Annotated in this window: 19 protein-coding genes; 13 read left to right on the top strand and 6 right to left on the bottom strand. The window is 72.2% G+C overall.

All coding sequences use genetic code 11. The annotated features are described in order from the left end of the window. Positions 1-204: 204 nt before the first annotated feature. Complete coding sequence (gene yiaA / locus ACXJKF_RS10240) at positions 205-669, bottom strand: inner membrane protein YiaA (protein ID WP_456787607.1); 465 nt, start codon at positions 667-669, stop codon at positions 205-207. Between the two features lie 181 nt (positions 670-850). Between yiaA and ACXJKF_RS10245 the strand changes: the two genes are divergently transcribed. Together ACXJKF_RS10245 and ACXJKF_RS10250 are read left to right on the top strand one after the other, a co-directional pair. Further along, positions 851-1,249: a GNAT family N-acetyltransferase gene (locus ACXJKF_RS10245; RefSeq protein ID WP_456787608.1), complete on the top strand. Its 399-nt coding sequence runs from the start codon at positions 851-853 to the stop codon at positions 1,247-1,249. Positions 1,250-1,293: 44 nt separating this feature from the next. Beyond that, positions 1,294-1,803, top strand: coding sequence for a YqeB family protein (locus ACXJKF_RS10250; protein ID WP_456787609.1), 510 nt, complete (start codon positions 1,294-1,296; stop codon positions 1,801-1,803). Positions 1,804-1,827: 24 nt separating this feature from the next. Here ACXJKF_RS10250 and ACXJKF_RS10255 read toward each other — a convergent pair whose 3' ends face one another. Then, positions 1,828-2,376, bottom strand: a complete 549-nt coding sequence (locus ACXJKF_RS10255) for an AAA family ATPase (protein WP_456787610.1) — start codon at positions 2,374-2,376, stop codon at positions 1,828-1,830. Positions 2,377-2,464: 88 nt separating this feature from the next. Here ACXJKF_RS10255 and ACXJKF_RS10260 point away from each other — a divergent pair, with 88 nt between their 5' ends. Next, the gene (locus ACXJKF_RS10260; protein WP_456787611.1) at positions 2,465-3,499 is read left to right on the top strand and encodes an LLM class flavin-dependent oxidoreductase; all 1,035 of its coding nucleotides are present in this window, start codon (positions 2,465-2,467) and stop codon (positions 3,497-3,499) included. Next, positions 3,496-4,143: an NADPH-dependent F420 reductase gene (locus tag ACXJKF_RS10265; RefSeq protein ID WP_456787612.1), complete on the top strand. Its 648-nt coding sequence runs from the start codon at positions 3,496-3,498 to the stop codon at positions 4,141-4,143. Before ACXJKF_RS10260 ends, ACXJKF_RS10265 begins: the two co-directional genes overlap by 4 nt. Here the strand turns inward: ACXJKF_RS10265 and ACXJKF_RS10270 are convergent. Then, positions 4,140-5,102: a helix-turn-helix transcriptional regulator gene (locus ACXJKF_RS10270; protein ID WP_456787613.1), complete on the bottom strand. Its 963-nt coding sequence runs from the start codon at positions 5,100-5,102 to the stop codon at positions 4,140-4,142. The genes ACXJKF_RS10265 and ACXJKF_RS10270 overlap by 4 nt on opposite strands. Positions 5,103-5,185: 83 nt before the next feature. Between ACXJKF_RS10270 and ACXJKF_RS10275 the strand changes: the two genes are divergently transcribed. The 3 genes from ACXJKF_RS10275 (at position 5,186) to ACXJKF_RS10285 (ending at position 7,422) form a co-directional block, all read left to right on the top strand. Beyond that, the gene (locus ACXJKF_RS10275) at positions 5,186-5,611 is read left to right on the top strand and encodes a VOC family protein (RefSeq protein WP_456787614.1); all 426 of its coding nucleotides are present in this window, start codon (positions 5,186-5,188) and stop codon (positions 5,609-5,611) included. 126 nt (positions 5,612-5,737) lie between these two features. Next, on the top strand, positions 5,738-6,574 hold the full coding sequence (locus ACXJKF_RS10280) for an alpha/beta hydrolase (protein WP_456787615.1): 837 nt from the start codon (positions 5,738-5,740) through the stop codon (positions 6,572-6,574). Continuing rightward, positions 6,541-7,422: an MBL fold metallo-hydrolase gene (locus ACXJKF_RS10285; protein ID WP_456787616.1), complete on the top strand. Its 882-nt coding sequence runs from the start codon at positions 6,541-6,543 to the stop codon at positions 7,420-7,422. Before ACXJKF_RS10280 ends, ACXJKF_RS10285 begins: the two co-directional genes overlap by 34 nt. 4 nt (positions 7,423-7,426) lie before the next feature. On the opposite strand, the gene ACXJKF_RS10290 is transcribed toward ACXJKF_RS10285, so the two are convergent. Next, on the bottom strand, positions 7,427-7,777 hold the full coding sequence (locus ACXJKF_RS10290) for a hypothetical protein (protein WP_456787617.1): 351 nt from the start codon (positions 7,775-7,777) through the stop codon (positions 7,427-7,429). A gap of 98 nt (positions 7,778-7,875) precedes the next feature. Between ACXJKF_RS10290 and ACXJKF_RS10295 the strand changes: the two genes are divergently transcribed. Genes ACXJKF_RS10295 through ACXJKF_RS10305 form a run of 3 tightly spaced genes read left to right on the top strand, consistent with a single transcriptional unit; the run spans position 7,876 to position 10,036 of the window. Beyond that, the gene (locus ACXJKF_RS10295; RefSeq protein ID WP_456787618.1) at positions 7,876-8,316 is read left to right on the top strand and encodes a YciI family protein; all 441 of its coding nucleotides are present in this window, start codon (positions 7,876-7,878) and stop codon (positions 8,314-8,316) included. A gap of 26 nt (positions 8,317-8,342) precedes the next feature. Beyond that, positions 8,343-9,512, top strand: a complete 1,170-nt coding sequence (locus ACXJKF_RS10300; RefSeq protein WP_456787619.1) for an RNA polymerase sigma factor — start codon at positions 8,343-8,345, stop codon at positions 9,510-9,512. Next, positions 9,509-10,036, top strand: coding sequence for a hypothetical protein (locus tag ACXJKF_RS10305; RefSeq protein ID WP_456787620.1), 528 nt, complete (start codon positions 9,509-9,511; stop codon positions 10,034-10,036). The genes ACXJKF_RS10300 and ACXJKF_RS10305 overlap by 4 nt, the downstream gene beginning before the upstream one ends. Positions 10,037-10,096: 60 nt before the next feature. On the opposite strand, the gene ACXJKF_RS10310 is transcribed toward ACXJKF_RS10305, so the two are convergent. Both ACXJKF_RS10310 and ACXJKF_RS10315 read right to left on the bottom strand, forming a co-directional pair. Further along, the gene (locus tag ACXJKF_RS10310; RefSeq protein ID WP_456787621.1) at positions 10,097-10,906 is read right to left on the bottom strand and encodes an SDR family NAD(P)-dependent oxidoreductase; all 810 of its coding nucleotides are present in this window, start codon (positions 10,904-10,906) and stop codon (positions 10,097-10,099) included. A 128-nt stretch (positions 10,907-11,034) separates the two neighbouring features. Beyond that, on the bottom strand, positions 11,035-12,333 hold the full coding sequence (locus ACXJKF_RS10315) for a carbohydrate-binding protein (protein ID WP_456787622.1): 1,299 nt from the start codon (positions 12,331-12,333) through the stop codon (positions 11,035-11,037). A gap of 318 nt (positions 12,334-12,651) precedes the next feature. Between ACXJKF_RS10315 and ACXJKF_RS10320 the strand changes: the two genes are divergently transcribed. From ACXJKF_RS10320 to ACXJKF_RS10330, 3 genes are read left to right on the top strand one after another with little or no spacing between them, the layout of a single operon-like run. After that, positions 12,652-13,497, top strand: a complete 846-nt coding sequence (locus ACXJKF_RS10320; RefSeq protein WP_456787623.1) for a CPBP family intramembrane glutamic endopeptidase — start codon at positions 12,652-12,654, stop codon at positions 13,495-13,497. Further along, complete coding sequence (locus ACXJKF_RS10325) at positions 13,494-14,405, top strand: ATP-binding cassette domain-containing protein (protein ID WP_456787624.1); 912 nt, start codon at positions 13,494-13,496, stop codon at positions 14,403-14,405. The genes ACXJKF_RS10320 and ACXJKF_RS10325 overlap by 4 nt, the downstream gene beginning before the upstream one ends. Then, positions 14,405-15,121 (top strand): hypothetical protein, encoded by a 717-nt coding sequence (locus ACXJKF_RS10330; protein WP_456787625.1) that lies wholly within the window; start codon positions 14,405-14,407, stop codon positions 15,119-15,121. The genes ACXJKF_RS10325 and ACXJKF_RS10330 overlap by 1 nt, the downstream gene beginning before the upstream one ends. Positions 15,122-15,177: the final 56 nt, after the last annotated feature.

The following is a 15,177-nucleotide window of genomic DNA, read 5'->3' on the forward strand; positions in this document are numbered from 1 at the left end:
CGATCACGAACGTGACGATCTACAACGACTCGTCCAAGAAGATCGTGATCTGCGAGGAGTACAAGGGCGTGACCTCCGGCGAACCGTCGAAGATCGGCTCCGGACCCTCCTCCGCGTGCGGGTACTCGACCTCGTCGATCACCTACAAGTGAGGAACCGGCCCACCGCCCTCCCGCTGCGGGAGGGCGGTGGGCCGCTCCACGCTCACTGCCAGACGGTCGCCTTGACCTCGGGATCGGCGGCCGGCTTCGGGACGACGGGTGCCGGGCCGGCGGCGGCGAGGTCGCGCACGTTCTTCTGGACGGCGACCACCGAGAACAGCGCCATCGTGAAGCTCAGCCCGAAGAAGCCCTTCTCCGACAGCTCCAGCGGCGCGTTGACCAGCGCCGTCGACACCAGCACCAGCGACGTCAGGACCATCGCCCACGACAGGCCCAGGAAGATCCCCGTCACCGGGATCCCCTCGGCGCGGTCCCGGACCGACTTCTGCACGGCGATCGCGGAGAACAGGCCGAGCAGGATCAGCGTGCCGAGGAAGCCCTTCTCCGACGGGTCCAGCTCCGCGTTCCACAGTCCGACGCCGTAGGCGAGCAGGGCGATCAGGAGGGCCACCCAGGACGCGCCGACGAACGCGGCGGTCGGTCGGGCTGGGACGGGGTTCTGCGACATGGCGTTGCTCCGAAGGTCGAGGTGGCGGCAACCGTGCCAGCCGCGGCCCTGATGGTGCGGGTCCGGGACGGTCCTCCGCAAGCATGTCGTCGGACGCCCCTCGGTCGGGCTAGTTCTCCACAACGACTGCACAACGCTCGGGTCACGCCCCGGCAACGCCGACTCACGGCAGGATGCTTGCGTGGACATCGCCGTGCAGGCCCGTGGTGAGCTGACCGACGACGAGCTGGACGCGCTGCACGCGGCGGCGTTCGGCCATCCGGTCACGAGCACCCCCTGGCGGCAGCGGCTGGCGGACCACAGCCTGACGTGGGTCACCGCCCGCCTGGACGGCCGGCTGGTGGGGTTCGTCAACGTGGTCGGCGACGGCGGCGTGCACGCGATCCTCCTGGACACCTGCGTCGCCCCCGACGCGCAGGGACGCGGCGTGGGACGAGCGCTGGTCGCGGCGGCAGCCGACGAGGCGCGGCGGTCGGGCTGCCACTGGCTGCACGCCGACTACGAGCCGCACCTGGTCGGCTTCTACGAGGGCGCGTGCGGGCTGCGGCACAGCGAGGCCGGGCTCCTGCGCCTGGTCTGACCCCGTCGTGACAGCACCCGAGCGCGTTCCCTAGGGTGCGTCCCGTGACTGACGCCGACCCGCCCAGCGACCAGCAGAACCGCACGGTCGGCGGGTTCGACCGCAGCGGACGCCGCTGGGTGCTCACCCTGTTCGGTCTCGGTGGTGCCGTCGTCGGCGCGCTCCTGCCGGTGCTCACGCGATGGGCCGCGGAGCTGCCGTGGGTGCCGTTCCAGGGGCCGCTGCGGCTGGTCGGGTCGTTCGACGAGCCGTGGTTGACGTGGGGTCGCCCGGGACTCGGCCTCGTCGCCGGCCTCGCGTTCGCCGCGTGGGTCATCTACGACTCGCCCGTCCTGGACATCGGGCGCGAGCAGATCCAGGTTCGCCGACGCGGGCAGGTCGAGCGGGTCATCGAACGCGCTACGGTCGCCGCCGTCCATCCCCGCCGATCGACGATCGTCATCGAGACCGCGAGCGGACGGAAGCTGTTCGAGCGCGACGTCGAGGGCGACCGGGCCGCGGTGCGCAGCGCGTTCGTCGAGCTCGGGTACCCGTGGGAGGGTCCGCGCGACTGAGCGTCGGCAGGGCGTTCCGCTCTGTCAGCGGTCCGGCAACGACGGCCAGCGCTCGGACGCCCACTGCGCCCAGGTCGCGTACCCCGCCGGGGCCGGCGGGATGTGGTCACCGCGCAGCTCCTCCTCGTCCGGCACCTCGAGCTGGCCGTGCCACTGCGCCAGCTCGGCGTCGCTGAGGTGGAACTGACCCGGCTCGTTGCGCGCGCGGTCGGACACGCGCCGGCGTTGCTCCTCGTAGTCGATCGGCAGGTAGACCACGCGCACGGGGATGCCGCGTGCGTGCGCGATCCACCGGAGCGCCGAGCGCTCGTCCCTGCTCCAGAGGCCGAAGTCGAGGACGACGTCGATGCCGAGCTCGCACGCACGCAGCCCGACCTCGATCAGCTTGGCCTCGATGCGGTCGCGATGGTGGGCGCGCTCGGTCGACCGCCACCGGGTGGGGCCGTCGGCGCTGAAGATCGTCATCTGCCAGTCGTCCGGGGTCAGCCGGAGCGCGGGCTCACTGGCTTCCAGCTGCTTCGCCCGCGTCGTCTTCCCCGCTCCGGGCAGACCGACGACGAGAAAGAGGGTCACGCTGCGACGCTAGACCCCGCGTCATCCGGAATCGATCGCCTCGGGGTATGGTTGAACTGTCAACTACTGACGCATCGAGGAGACCTTCATGACCACCCTCCAGCTCGGCCTGGACTCGTTCGGCGACCGCCCGCAGGGTGCCGACGGCGAGCTCGTCTCGCACGCCGCTGCGATCCGCCAGGTCGTCGAGGAGGCGGTCCTGGCCGACCAGGTGGGTGTCGACGTCATCGCGCTGGGCGAGCACCACCGCCCCGAGTACTCCGTCTCGTCGCCCGAGACCGTCCTGGCCGCCATCGCCGCCCGGACCTCGCGCCTGCGCCTCGGCTCCGGGGTCACCGTGCTCAGCTCCGACGACCCGGTGCGCGTGTTCCAGCGCTTCGCCACGCTCGACGCGCTCTCCGAGGGACGCGCGGAGGTCATCCTCGGCCGCGGCTCCTTCACCGAGTCGTTCCCGCTGTTCGGCTACGACCTGGCCGACTACGACGTCCTCTTCGAGGAGAAGATCGAGCTGTTCTCCCGGCTCCTCACCGAGCAGCCGGTCACCTGGTCCGGCACCACGCGCCCCGCCCTGGACCATGCCGACGTCTTCCCCAAGACCGAGTCCGGCCACCTGACCACCTGGGTCGGCGTCGGCGGCTCCCCGCAGTCCGTCGTCCGCACCGCCCGGTACGGCATGCCGCTCATGCTCGCGATCATCGGCGGGGACCCGCAGCGCTTCGCGCCCTACCTCGACCTGTACCGGCGCGCGGCCGAGCAGTTCGGCACCACCGCCCACCCCGTCGGCATGCACTCCCCCGGGTTCGTCGCGGACACCGACGAGGAGGCCGTCGAGGTCTTCTGGCCGCACTACCGCGTCCAGCGGGACCGGATCGGCGCGCTGCGCGGCTGGCCGCCGGTCCGTCGCGAGGAGTTCGACGCCGAGGTCGCGCACGGCTCCCTGTACGTCGGGTCGCCGCAGACCGTGGCGCAGAAGATCGCCCGGGCCGTCACCGCGCTCGGGGTCGGCCGGTTCGACCTGATCTACACCACGGGTGCCCAGCCGGCCGACGCGCGCCTGCGCAACGTCGAGCTGTACGGCACCAAGGTCATCCCGATGGTCCGCGACCTGGTGGCCGACGCGTGACGACCCTCGGCATCCTCGGCGCCGGCAAGGTCGGCACCGTCCTGGCCCGCCTGGCCGTCGCCGCCGGGTACCGCGTCCTCGTGGCCGGCTCCGGCGACCCGGCGACGATCGCGCTGACCGTCGAGGTCCTCGCCCCCGGCGCGACAGCCGTCCGCGCGCTCGACGCCGCCACCGACGCGGACGTCGTGATCCTCGCGCTCCCCCTCGGCAAGTACCGCTCCCTCCCCGTCGACGCCCTCGCCGGGAAGCTCGTCGTCGACGCGATGAACTACTGGTGGGAGATCGACGGCATCCGCGACGACCTCACCGACCCGCGGACCACCACCAGCGAGCTCGTCCAGGAGCACCTGGGCGGGTCCCGCGTCGTGAAGGCCTTCAACCACATGGGCTACCACGACCTCGACGGCGAGGCCCGGACCGCCGGGACGCCCGGGCGCAAGGCGATCGCCGTCGCCGGGGACGACGGGGACGACACCGCGGCGGCCGCCGACCTCGTCGACCGGCTCGGCTTCGACCCCGTCGTCGTCGGACCGCTCCGCGCCGGTGCCCACCTGCAACCGGGGACGCCCGCGTTCGGCGCCAACGTCACGGCACCCACGCTCGCCGCCCTGGTCGACCCCGACCCGAGCCTCGACCCCGTCTAGGTCTGCGCGGCCCGCGCGAAGCGGGCACCCCAGTCCCGGACCAGCGCGGCCAGCTCCGGCGGCGAGACCACCGAGAACTCCGCGCCGAGGGCGCCCAGCGCGAACAGCGGCCCCTCCAGCGAGTCGGTCTCCATCGTCATCGTGCACCGCGTCGGCGCGTCCGCGCGCACGTGCGCCCAGCGGCCGACGAGGGCGTGCACCGCGTCGGCGGACGCCTCGACCACCACCTCGACCCGGTGCCGACCACTCTGCGCGTCGCCCAGGACGCGGCTCCGGACGAACGTGGCGACGTCGTCGAACGGCGGGGTGCGCGCCGCGAACGCGGTCCCGGTGCTCGCGGCGGTGGCGACGCGGTCGACGCGGAACGTCCGCCAGTCGTGCCGGTCGAGGTCGTAGCCGACGAGGTACCACCGCCGCCCGAGCGCGACGAGCCGGTCCGGCTCGACCAGCCGGGAGGACGGCGAGCCGGCCGCTGCGACGTACTCGAACCGGACGCGTTCCCGGTCGCGGCACCCGAGGGCGAGCGTCGACAGGACGGCGTGGTCGAGCGGCGCGGCGACGTCGGCGCTCCACGGGGCCGGCGTCGTGGACGAGCGGACCGCGTCGAGACGTGCGCGCAGCCGCTGCGGCATCACCTGGACGATCTTGGTCAGTGCGCGCAGTGCCGCGTCACCGCCGTCGCCCGTCGCCAGGTGGGACTGGATCGCCACCGCCAGGGCCATGGCCTCGTCGTCGTCCACGACCAGCGGCGGCAACGACGCACCGGCCGCGAGCGCGTAGCCGCCGTCGACCCCCGGCTGGGCGTCGACGGGGTACCCGAGCTCGCGCAGCCGGTCGACGTCACGCCGCAGGGTCCGTGCCGAGACGCCCAGCTCGTCGGCCAGCCGGGGTCCTGGCCAGTACCGACGGGCCTGCAGCAACGACAGGAGCCGCAGGGTGCGAGAGCTCGTGTTCGCCATGCACCCAGCCTCCTCTCATCGCGGTCAGGAAGTGGCCGCAATGCTTCCTAGCGTGGTCCTGTCATCAACCGAGAGGACTTCCCGTGACCATCACGACCACCACCCACCTGAACTTCCGGGGCGACGCCCGAGCGGCCCTGGAGCTCTACCGGTCCGTGTTCGGCGGCGAGATCGCCCTCGTCACCTACGAGGACGCGCACGCCGCGCAGGACCCCGCGGAGGCCGCGCAGATCATGTGGGGCCAGGTCCGGTCCGACGACGGCTTCCAGGTCATGGCCTACGACGTCCCCGTCCGCCTCCCGTACGAGCCGGGCGTCAACCCGGTGTTCGTGTCCGTGCGCGGCACCGACGCCGACGAGATCACCGCGTACTGGACGGGCCTGTCCGCGGGCGCCACGGTCGTGCAGGACCTGGCCCCCGCCGGGTGGTCGCCGCTCTACGGGATGCTCCGGGACCGGTTCGGTGTGGTCTGGGTGCTCGACGTCGTCGCGGAGCACGCCGCGTCCTAGACCCGCTGACCTGCACATCCGCACCAGATCTGTGCACCCACAGACCATCGCGCGTGGCCTGTGGGTGCCACAGTCTCCCCAACCGGCCGGACGAACCGGACAGGCGACGAGGAACGAGGTGGCGTCATGACTGCTCCCGACACGATCGTGCTCATCCACGGCTTCTGGGTCACCCCCCGCTCGTGGGAGGGCTGGAAGGCGCACTACGAGGCCAAGGGGTACACCGTCCACACGCCCGGCTACCCGGGCTTCGAGGTGGAGGTCGAGGCGCTGCGGGCCGACCCGACACCGATCGCGAACCTGACGGTGGAGGCCATCGCGTCCCACCTCGACGAGTTCATCGGCTCGCTGGACACCCCCACGAAGCCGATCCTCATGGGCCACTCGGCGGGCGGGACGTTCCTGCAGCTCATGCTCGACCGCGGGCACGGAAGCGCGGCGGTTGCGCTGAACTCGGCGCCGGTCGAGGGTGTGCTCGTCACCCCGTGGTCGCAGCTCAAGTCGGTGTTCCCCGTCGTGAAGAACCCGGCGAACCACCACCGCGCGGTCGGCCTGTCGTTCGAGGAGTGGACGTACGCGTTCACCAACACGTACACGCCGGAGGAGTCGCAGTACTTCTACGACCGGTACCACATCCCCGCGTCGGGCCGGGTCCTCATCGACTCCGTGCTGGCGAACGTGCAGCCCGGCCACCAGGACGCCTGGGTCGACTTCACGAACCCGAACCGGGCGCCGCTGCTGTTCCTGTCCGGCTCGGAGGACCACATCATGCCGCCGTCGGTGCAGACCTCGAACGCCAAGCACTACAAGGGCGAGGGCACCGTCACCGAGCACGAGACCTACGACGGCCGTCCGCACCTCATGGTCGCCGGTCCCGGCTGGGAGGAGATCGCCGACCGCGCCCTGGAGTGGGCGCTCGCCCACGCCGCGTGGTCGCCGGCCTCCAGCGTGAGCGCACCCTGACGGTGTCGACGCTCACGTTCACGCACGTCGGAGGCCCGACGGCGCTGCTCGAGTTCGAGGGCTGGCGCATCCTGACGGACCCGACGTTCGACGCCCCCGGCCGGACCTACAAGTTCGGCTGGGGGACGTCGTCGCGCAAGACGACCGGTCCGGCGCTGTCGGTGGAGGAGGTCGGTGCGGTCGACGCGGTCCTGCTCAGCCACGACCACCACGCGGACAACCTCGACGACGCCGGCCGCGCGATGCTCGCCGGCGTCCCCACGGTGCTCACCACGGTGCCCGGCGCGCATCGGCTCGGCGCCCCCGCCCGGGGCCTGAGCCCGTGGGAGGTGACGACGCTGACCCACCCCGACCGCCCGACCGTGACCGTCACGGCGACGCCCGGGCGGCACGGGCCTGTCGGCGCCGGGGCGCTCGTCGGGGCGGTCACCGGGTTCAGCCTCACCTGGGAGGGCCAGGAGCACGGCGCGGCGTGGGTGACCGGGGACACGGTGCTGACGTCCGAGGTGCGGCGCATCGGGGAGCGGATCGACGTGGGCACCGTGGTCGTGCACCTCGGCGGCGTCCGGTTCCCCACGACGGGCCCGCTGCGCTACACGATGACCGTCGCCGACGGCCGCGAGCTGTGCCGGGCGCTGCGGCGCACACGGTGCTGCCCGTGCACCACGAGGGGTGGTCGCACTTCCTGGACAGCGCCGCGGCGCTGGAGCGGCCCGAGCTGGCGCCGGACGGGGGTCGCACGGTGTGGGCCGAGCCGGGTGCACCGCAGGTCGTCGAGGTCTAGCCGCGGCACCGAGGACGGCCTGCCCCTCGACGTCTACGAGCAGTACGAGGCGCTCGACTCCTGACGAGTCAGGCGCGGCGTCGCGGCCAGCTGAGCATGACGAAGAGGTCGCGCTCGCCGCGGGGGCCCTCGAGGACCGCCCGGGCCACGGCCGGCTCGCCCGCCTGCTCCGCGGACCACAGCTCGAAGTCGACCACCTGCGACCAGCCCTCGGGCAGGTAGCCGAGGACGGTCGTCCCGTCGACGACCTTGACCACGTCGTGCTCGGTGCGTGCCAGCACGACGGCGAACCCGCGCTCGGACCGGTGCGCGCGCCGCGGCGCGGCGTCCTCGACGAACCCCCGCACGCGCACGGGCACATGACCGCCGCCGGCGGGTACCAGCCGGCCGGGCATCCGGGTCGAGGACGACGGGTCCATGCGCGGAACTTACTCCGGCCGGGCATGTAGAGGAACGCGGGGCGGCTCCGTTCTTCGAGTGACAGTGCCAGTCTGGGCACGACGAAGGAGGAGCAGTCATGGCCAAGTACCTGCTGATCGTGGACTTCCAGAGCGGTCCCGACGAGTCGCCGATGTCGCAGTGGACGGACGACGAGGTCGCCGCTCACCTCGACTACTACGGCCGGCTGAACGCGGAGCTGACCGCCAACGGTGAGCTCGTCGGCGGCGAGGTCCTCACCGGCCCCGACCTGGCCAAGGTCGTGCGGTCGGACGGCGTCACGCCGGTCATCACGGACGGCCCGTTCCAGGAGTTCAAGGAGTGGATCGCGGGCTACCAGATCGTCGACGTGGAGTCCGAGGAGCGCGCGCTGGAGATCGCCGGGCTCGTCTCGGCGGTGCCCGGCCGTGGCGGCGTCCCGACGCAGCAGCCCATCCAGGTGCGCCGGATCATGGACGACGGGCCGTCGGGCGTCGAGGAGATGAACGCGTACCTCGAGACGGCGAGCAACCCACGCTGAACGTCTCGAGCGAGGTCGAGGACCTGTTGCGCGAGCTGGCGCCGCAGGTCCTCGGCACGCTCGCGCGCCGGTGGGGCGACTTCGACGCCGCCGAGGACGCGGTGCAGGAGTCGCTGATCGCGGCGGCACGACACTGGCCGGCCGAGGGCGTCCCGGCGCAGCCGCGCGGGTGGCTGCTGCAGACGGCGTCGCGACGGATGGTCGACCAGTGGCGCAGCGAGACGGCCCGCCGCGACCGGGAGGCGCGGGTCTCGTCGGAGCCGCCGGCCGGGGTCGCGGCGCAGGACGACGACACGCTGACGATCCTGTTCCTGTGCTGCCACCCCGTGCTGACGCCCACGTCGGCCATCGCACTGACCCTGCGGGCGGTCGGCGGGCTGACCACCGCGGAGATCGCCCGCGCGTTCCTCGTGCCCGAGGCGACGATGGCGCAGCGGATCAGCCGCGCCAAGCAGAAGGTCGCGGGCGAGCGCTTCTCGATGCCGTCGCCCGACGAGCACCCGGACCGGCTGCGCAGCGTGCTGCGCGTCCTCTACCTGATGTTCAACGAGGGGTACACCGACCTCACGCGGGCAGACCTGTCCGACGAGGCGATCCGTCTCGCGCGGCACGTCCACGCGGCCGACGACGACGCCGAGGTCGCCGGGCTGCTCGCCCTCCTGCTCCTGACGGACGCCCGCCGACCCGCCCGCACGGACGCGTCCGGCACGCCGGTGACCCTGGCCGACCAGGACCGGAGCCGGTGGGACCACGCCCTGATCGCCGAGGGGACCGCGCTGCTCGACGGTGCGATCGGGCGCGGAGCCGTCGGCGAGTACCAGCTCCAGGCAGCGATCGCGGCGATCCACGACCGTGCGCCCACCGCGGACGCGACGGACTGGCCGCAGATCCTGGCGCTGTACGAGCTGCTGGAGCGGATGACGGGCAGCCCGGTGGTGGCGCTCAACCGGGCGGTCGCCACGGCGATGGTGCACGGGCCGGCAGCAGGGCTCGCGGTCCTGGACGGCGTCGACGGCACGCTCCCCCGCGTCGACCAGCTGCGCGCCCACCTGCACGAGCAGGAGGGCGACCGAGACCGCGCCCTGGCGCACTACCGACGGGCCGCGGGCCGCGCGACGAACGTCGCCGAGCGCCGGTACCTCGACGCACAGGTCGCGCGGCTCGCCGCGGAGTCCGGCGATAGGTTCCCGGCATGACCGAGCACGCCGTGGTGACCGCGCACACCGACGCGGGGATGCTGGCCCTGTGGTGCGTCGCGACGTTCGACGGCATCGACGGCTACGACGCGTGGGCGTCGAGGGTCGAGGACCGCGTCGGCGCTGCGATCTCCGGCGGGGAGCTGGTCCCGGTCAACATCCGCTCGGACGGCGCCTACGGGGTCCGCGTGGCCGTCTCGCCCGACACGCTCACCGAACGGGAGTCCCGCTACACGTTCGTGAGCAGCGAGCCCTACCTGCTGGTCGTGACCGGCGAGGAGGCCGCTCTCAGCGGGATCGAGCACATCGGCTACCCGGCCGACGCAGCGGTACGGGTACCGCTGCCCGCCGGCCGGTACGCGGTGCGCGTCACGGTGCTGGACTGGGATCGCGATCCGGAGTCCGTCGGTCCCGACGGTGAGCCGACGAAGGACGCACTGCCCGACTTCGTCGTCCACATCGCTCCGGAGACGGGCCAGGAGGTCTACCGCGTGCACGAGGAGACCTTCGACCGCGTCGGCTGAGGCCGGCGACGCCCGCTGTCGCCCGTCGCGATGCGGATCCTCCGGGCGACCGGCTGAGGGTCAGCCCAGCAGCGCCTTCATCCGCGTGCGGACCAGCCGGGCCGCACGCTCTGGCGCCAGCCGCGCGAGGACGTCCATGACGGCCGCGTCCTTCCCGACGGTCACCCGGTAGGCGTCCCGCTCGACCGCGTCGAGGATGCGGCGCGCGGCCACCGGCGCCGGCGTCATCAGCTTCTCCAGCCGCCGCGCCGTCGCACCGGCAATCTCGGGCGGGCGCACCCCGGAGTTCTCGACGATGCCGGTGCGGGTCGCTCCGGGGAAGACGACCGTGACCGACACGGACGTGCCGGCCAGCTCGGCGTGCAGCCCTTCGGTGAGGAGCCGCACCGCGGCCTTCGACGCGCCGTAGGCGGTCTGCCCGGGCACCGGCAGGAACGCGCCCATGCTGGACACGTTGACCAGGTGCGCCCGCGGCCGGGCAACGAGGTGGGGCAGGAACGCCTTCGTCGTGTGCACCGGGCCCCAGAAGTTGACGTCCAGCACGCGCTCGATGTCCGCGTAGGCCAGGTCGAGCAGCGGGACGAACGGCTGGATGATGCCGGCGCAGTTGATCAGGCCGTCGACCTGGCCGTGCTCACGGATGACGACCGCGGGCAGCGCCTCGACGGCCGGTCGGTCGGTGACGTCGACGACGTGGACGGACACCCGATCGCCAGCGCCGCCCGCACGCGCCACCGTCTCCTCCAGGTGCTCCGCCGTCCGGCTGACCGCCGCGACCCGGGCCCCGCGCGCGAGCAGCCCGAGCACCAGCTCGCGACCGATGCCGTCGCCAGCACCCGTCACGACGACGGTCGTGCCTGTCACCTTCATCGCCGGCGCCCCCTGCCGATCTGCTGCGACGAAGGTACTGCCGCGAGAACACCATGAGTCGCGGAATGGGCGTCCATTCCGCGACTCATGGTGTTCTCGACCCCAGGGGGGCTCGCTACGTCAGTCGGTCACTTCGGCAGCCAGAGCGCCAGGACGTTCGGCGGCTCCCAGCCCGTGAGCGACGTGTGCGACTGGCGGCACGTGTACTGCTTGCCGGCGTACGTCACGACGTCACCACCCTTGTACGCCTTGTTCGGCGCCCACGTCCCGCTCGGTGTCGTCGGGGTTGGCGTGGGGGTCAGCGTCGGGGTGACCGTCGGGGTCGGAGTGCTCGTCGGCGTCGGGGTTGGCGTCGGGAAGCTCCCCCCGATCAGCGACCGCACGCTGTCGCCGAACGTCCAGCCCTTCGACCCGTCCCAGTTGATCGACCACGTCATGAGCCCCTTGGGCGCCCCGCCGAGCTGCGACCACGCCTGGGAGACGAGCGCCGGGCTCATGTACCCGCCGCCCGCACCGACCTGGGCGGGAAGGCCCGGGACCTGCTTGTCGAACGGCACCCGGATCGTCGTGCCCTGCACGGTCAGGCCCGCGTCGAGGCACCGGGTCTGCGCGACGAAGCCCGCGACCGTGCCGGCGGCGTAGGAGTTGCCCGCGCAGTCGTACATGGAGCCGTTGTAGTACTGCATGTTCAGCCACCAGAGGCGGCCGTTGTCGGCGTACTTCTTGATGATCGGCAGGTAGGAGCCCCAGATCGACCCGTAGACCACCGAGCCGCCGGTCACATAGGCGGTCTCGGGCGCCATGGTCAGGCCGAACCCGGCGGGCATCGCCGCGAGGACCCCGTCGATGATCCGCACGAGGTTGGCCTGCGACGTCGACAGCGTGCCGATGCTGCCGGAGCCCGTGAGCCCGGCCTCGATGTCGATGTCGATGCCGTCGAAGTTGTTGGCCTTGAGGATGGGCACGATGGTCGCGACGAACCTGTCGGCGACGGCCGCCGACGACAGGTCGATGCTGGCGTTGGCCCCGCCGATGGACATGAGGATCGTGTGCCCCTGGGCCTTCGCGGCACAGACCTGGGCGGGCGTCGGGACGTCGACGCCGGTGTCCATGCCGTCCGACCACTTCACGGTGCCGTCGGGGAGGATCACGGGGAACGCGGCCATCAGCACGTTGTAGCCGTGCTGCGCCTGGCGGGCGTCGTCGATCGGGATGTAGCCGAGGCCGGGATGGACGCTGGAGTTGTCCCAGCTCTCCCAGTAGCCCTGCAGGACCTTGCCGGTCGGGCGGGACTTCTGGGCACAGGTGTCGGCGGCGCTGGCCGCGGACGCGTTGACCGTCAGGCCGACGGTGGCGACGAGGCCGGTGGCGACCACCGCTGAGAGCACAGCGGTGGCGAGGCGGCGTGGATGGACGTATCGAGGCATGGCGAACCCTCCGGGAGCGAACGGACGGACGAGGCCGGCACCCGACCGTCACGAGGAAGGGTGCCGCGGGCGAGCACAGCGACGTCGTTGTCGCGGTGCTGGGTCGTCCGGGAGGGCGGACGACCTGCGGATGACCGTATTGCCCGAGAGCGGGTGAATGGAAGGGGTCCTAACAAAACGGCCTCGCCTACCCTGGACGCGGACCCGACGTCGCGCTCCGCGCACGGCATCGCGTCCGGGGTGCGGTCCGGCGACCAGTCCGCCATCGTGACTTTCAGTGGCTCCACGCCACGCCGCCCCACGACAGGAGCCGCATCCGTGTCCACGACTTCTCCCTCGACGTCCGGCTGGACGACCTTCTGGAACCGGGGCGGGTGGTGGCGGGCGGTGCTCGTCGCCGTCGTGTACCTGGCCCTCTACCTGGCCGGCGGTCAGCTCGTCGGCGCCCTGTTCGGTGACCAGGTCGACTCCGACGACCTCTTCGCGACGCCCCAGAGCGTGTTCTTCGGGCTGTTCCTGCCGCTCGCCATCGGCGCCGTGGTGCTCATCGCGTTCGTCGCGTCCCTGCACTGGTTCCCGGCGCTCTTCGCCCGTCAGCCGATCGGCGGCAGGTGGTGGATGTGGCTCGCGCCGGTCGCGGTGGTCGCCGCGATCGTGCTGCGGCTGCTCGGGATCGACTACGCGTCGTACGCCGCGGGGGTCGTGGCGGTCACGTTCGTCTCCGGCCTGCTCGTGGGCTTCGTCGAGGAGATCCTCACGCGCGGCATCGCGGTGAAGATGCTGCGTGACGCAGGGAAGTCCGAGTGGGTGGTGATGGTGGTCTCGTCGCTGATCTTCGGCCTGCTGCACGCCTCGAACATCCTGGGCGGCCAGGAGATCCTCACCGTCGCGCTGACCGTCGTGTTCGCCTTCGGGTTCGGCATCTGCATGTACCTGACGCTGCGGGTGACGGGGAACCTGATCTGGCCGATGCTCATCCACGGGCTGTACGACCCGACGCTCTTCCTCGCGACGGGCGGGATCGACGAGGTCCACTCGGGCCCGCAGAGCGAGCTCCTCACGCTGGCCCAGCCGGCGAACATGGTGTTCATCGTCATCGCGGTCGTCGGGCTGATCTTCGTGCGCGGCCGTGTGAAGCCGGCCCACGAGGGCGTCGTCGCATGATCGTCACCACGGCAGGCCTGGGTCGGACGTACGGGCGCAAGAGGGCGGTCGACGACGTCAGCTTCACCCTGCGACCCGGTCGGCTCACCGGCTTCCTGGGTCCGAACGGGTCGGGCAAGTCCACGACGATGCGCCTGATGCTCGGGCTCGACCGCGGCGACGGCCGCACGGAGTGGGACGGGCAGCAGCTGCGCGACCTGCCGGTGCCCGCCCGCGCGGTCGGGGCACACCTGGACGCCAAGGCGTTCCACCCGAAGCGGACCGTCCGCCGGCACCTGATGATGCACGCGGCGGCGAGCGGCGTCGGTGCCCGTCGGGTCACGGAGGTCCTCGACCTCGTCGGCCTCGGGTCCGTGGCCGACGACTCCCCCGGCGGGTTCTCGCTCGGGATGGCCCAGCGGGTGGGTCTGGCGACGGCGATCCTCGCCGAGCCGGACGTCCTGATGCTCGACGAGCCGTCGAACGGTCTGGACCCGCAGTCGATCCAGTGGCTGCGCGAGTTCCTGCGCGCGTACGCCCACGCCGGCCACACGGTCTTCGTGTCCAGCCACCTGCTGCCGGAGATGCAGCTCATGGCCGACCACGTGGTGGTCATCGGCCGGGGCACCGTCCTGGCCGACCAGTCCGTGGCCGACTTCGTCGACCGCAGCACGTCGGGCCAGGTCTTCGTGCGGGTGGCGGACACCGCGGCCGTGCTGGGCGCCGCCACCCGGGCCGGCCTCGCGGCGGTGTCCGAGGGACCGGACGGGGTGGTGGTGACGGGGGCGTCGACCGAGCAGGTCGGGCTGCTGGTGCACGAGACCGGGCAGCCGGTCCGCGAGCTGGTCGCCCGGAACGCCTCCCTCGAGCAGGCGTTCATCGACCTGACCCGTGACGCGCAGGAGTACACCGGCGGGGAGGTCGCCTGATGGAGGCCATGCGCCGGGCGCTGCTCTTCGAGGTCCGACGGGTGACGTCCGTGTGGTCCACCTGGATCCTGCTGGGTCTGATCTTCGTGGTCGGGCTCGCGACGAGCCTGAACCTGCTGCGGGGCGAGACCTCCGCCGCCGACTTCCCGCTCGGTGCCGTGAACCACCTCACCGCCGGGGGCGTGCTCGCGGCGGCCGTCGGGGCGTCCGCGATCGGGGCGGAGCTGCGCTGGAACACCCTGCGCGCGCTCTACACGGCCTTCCCCCGCCGCACGGACATCGTGCTGGCCAAGGTCGGCGTCGTCGTCGGGCTCCTCGTCGCGCTGAGCATCGTCTGCACCGTCGTGGACACCGTCGTGACCAGCGTGGCGGCCGGCGGCACGGGCTTCGGCGGCGAGTGGTTCGGGCTCGGCACGCGCTCCGCCCTCGTGCTCGTGTGCTGGGGGGTCATCGGCTTCTCGGTCGCCGCGCTCACCCGCAGCCAGGTCGCGGGGTTCCTGGTGCCGGTGGCCGTGGCGTACATCGTCGAGATCGGGCTCCTGTCGATCTTCCCGTCGGACACGCTCGCGTCCCTGCTGCCGTTCATCAACGCGTCCGAGGCGACCTCCGTGGGCGTCCCGGCCGTCGAGGCGTTCGAGCGTGCCGCCGTGTTCGGCGGGTGGGCCGTCGTCCTGCTCGTCGCCGCCGTCGTGGTCCTGCGCCGACGGGATGCCTGACCGGGTGGTTGCCTTCTTCGTCGTGAAACGATAGTTTTCTATCGTTAATCAATAGA

It is taken from the genome of Cellulomonas sp. P5_C5 (assembly GCF_054049655.1).

Excerpts from the sequence above, each read along its gene's own strand:
- ACXJKF_RS10305 (WP_456787620.1), top strand. The coding sequence starts at position 9,509 with ATGACCGAGCACGCCGTGGTGACCGCGCACACCGACGCGGGGATGCTG.
- ACXJKF_RS10310 (WP_456787621.1), bottom strand. The coding sequence starts at position 10,906 with ATGAAGGTGACAGGCACGACCGTCGTCGTGACGGGTGCTGGCGACGGC.
- ACXJKF_RS10330 (WP_456787625.1), top strand. The coding sequence starts at position 14,405 with ATGGAGGCCATGCGCCGGGCGCTGCTCTTCGAGGTCCGACGGGTGACG.
- ACXJKF_RS10315 (WP_456787622.1), bottom strand. The coding sequence starts at position 12,333 with ATGCCTCGATACGTCCATCCACGCCGCCTCGCCACCGCTGTGCTCTCA.
- ACXJKF_RS10290 (WP_456787617.1), bottom strand. The coding sequence starts at position 7,777 with ATGGACCCGTCGTCCTCGACCCGGATGCCCGGCCGGCTGGTACCCGCC.
- ACXJKF_RS10280 (WP_456787615.1), top strand. The coding sequence starts at position 5,738 with ATGACTGCTCCCGACACGATCGTGCTCATCCACGGCTTCTGGGTCACC.
- ACXJKF_RS10325 (WP_456787624.1), top strand. The coding sequence starts at position 13,494 with ATGATCGTCACCACGGCAGGCCTGGGTCGGACGTACGGGCGCAAGAGG.
- ACXJKF_RS10260 (WP_456787611.1), top strand. The coding sequence starts at position 2,465 with ATGACCACCCTCCAGCTCGGCCTGGACTCGTTCGGCGACCGCCCGCAG.
- yiaA (WP_456787607.1), bottom strand. The coding sequence starts at position 669 with ATGTCGCAGAACCCCGTCCCAGCCCGACCGACCGCCGCGTTCGTCGGC.
- ACXJKF_RS10270 (WP_456787613.1), bottom strand. The coding sequence starts at position 5,102 with ATGGCGAACACGAGCTCTCGCACCCTGCGGCTCCTGTCGTTGCTGCAG.
- ACXJKF_RS10295 (WP_456787618.1), top strand. The coding sequence starts at position 7,876 with ATGGCCAAGTACCTGCTGATCGTGGACTTCCAGAGCGGTCCCGACGAG.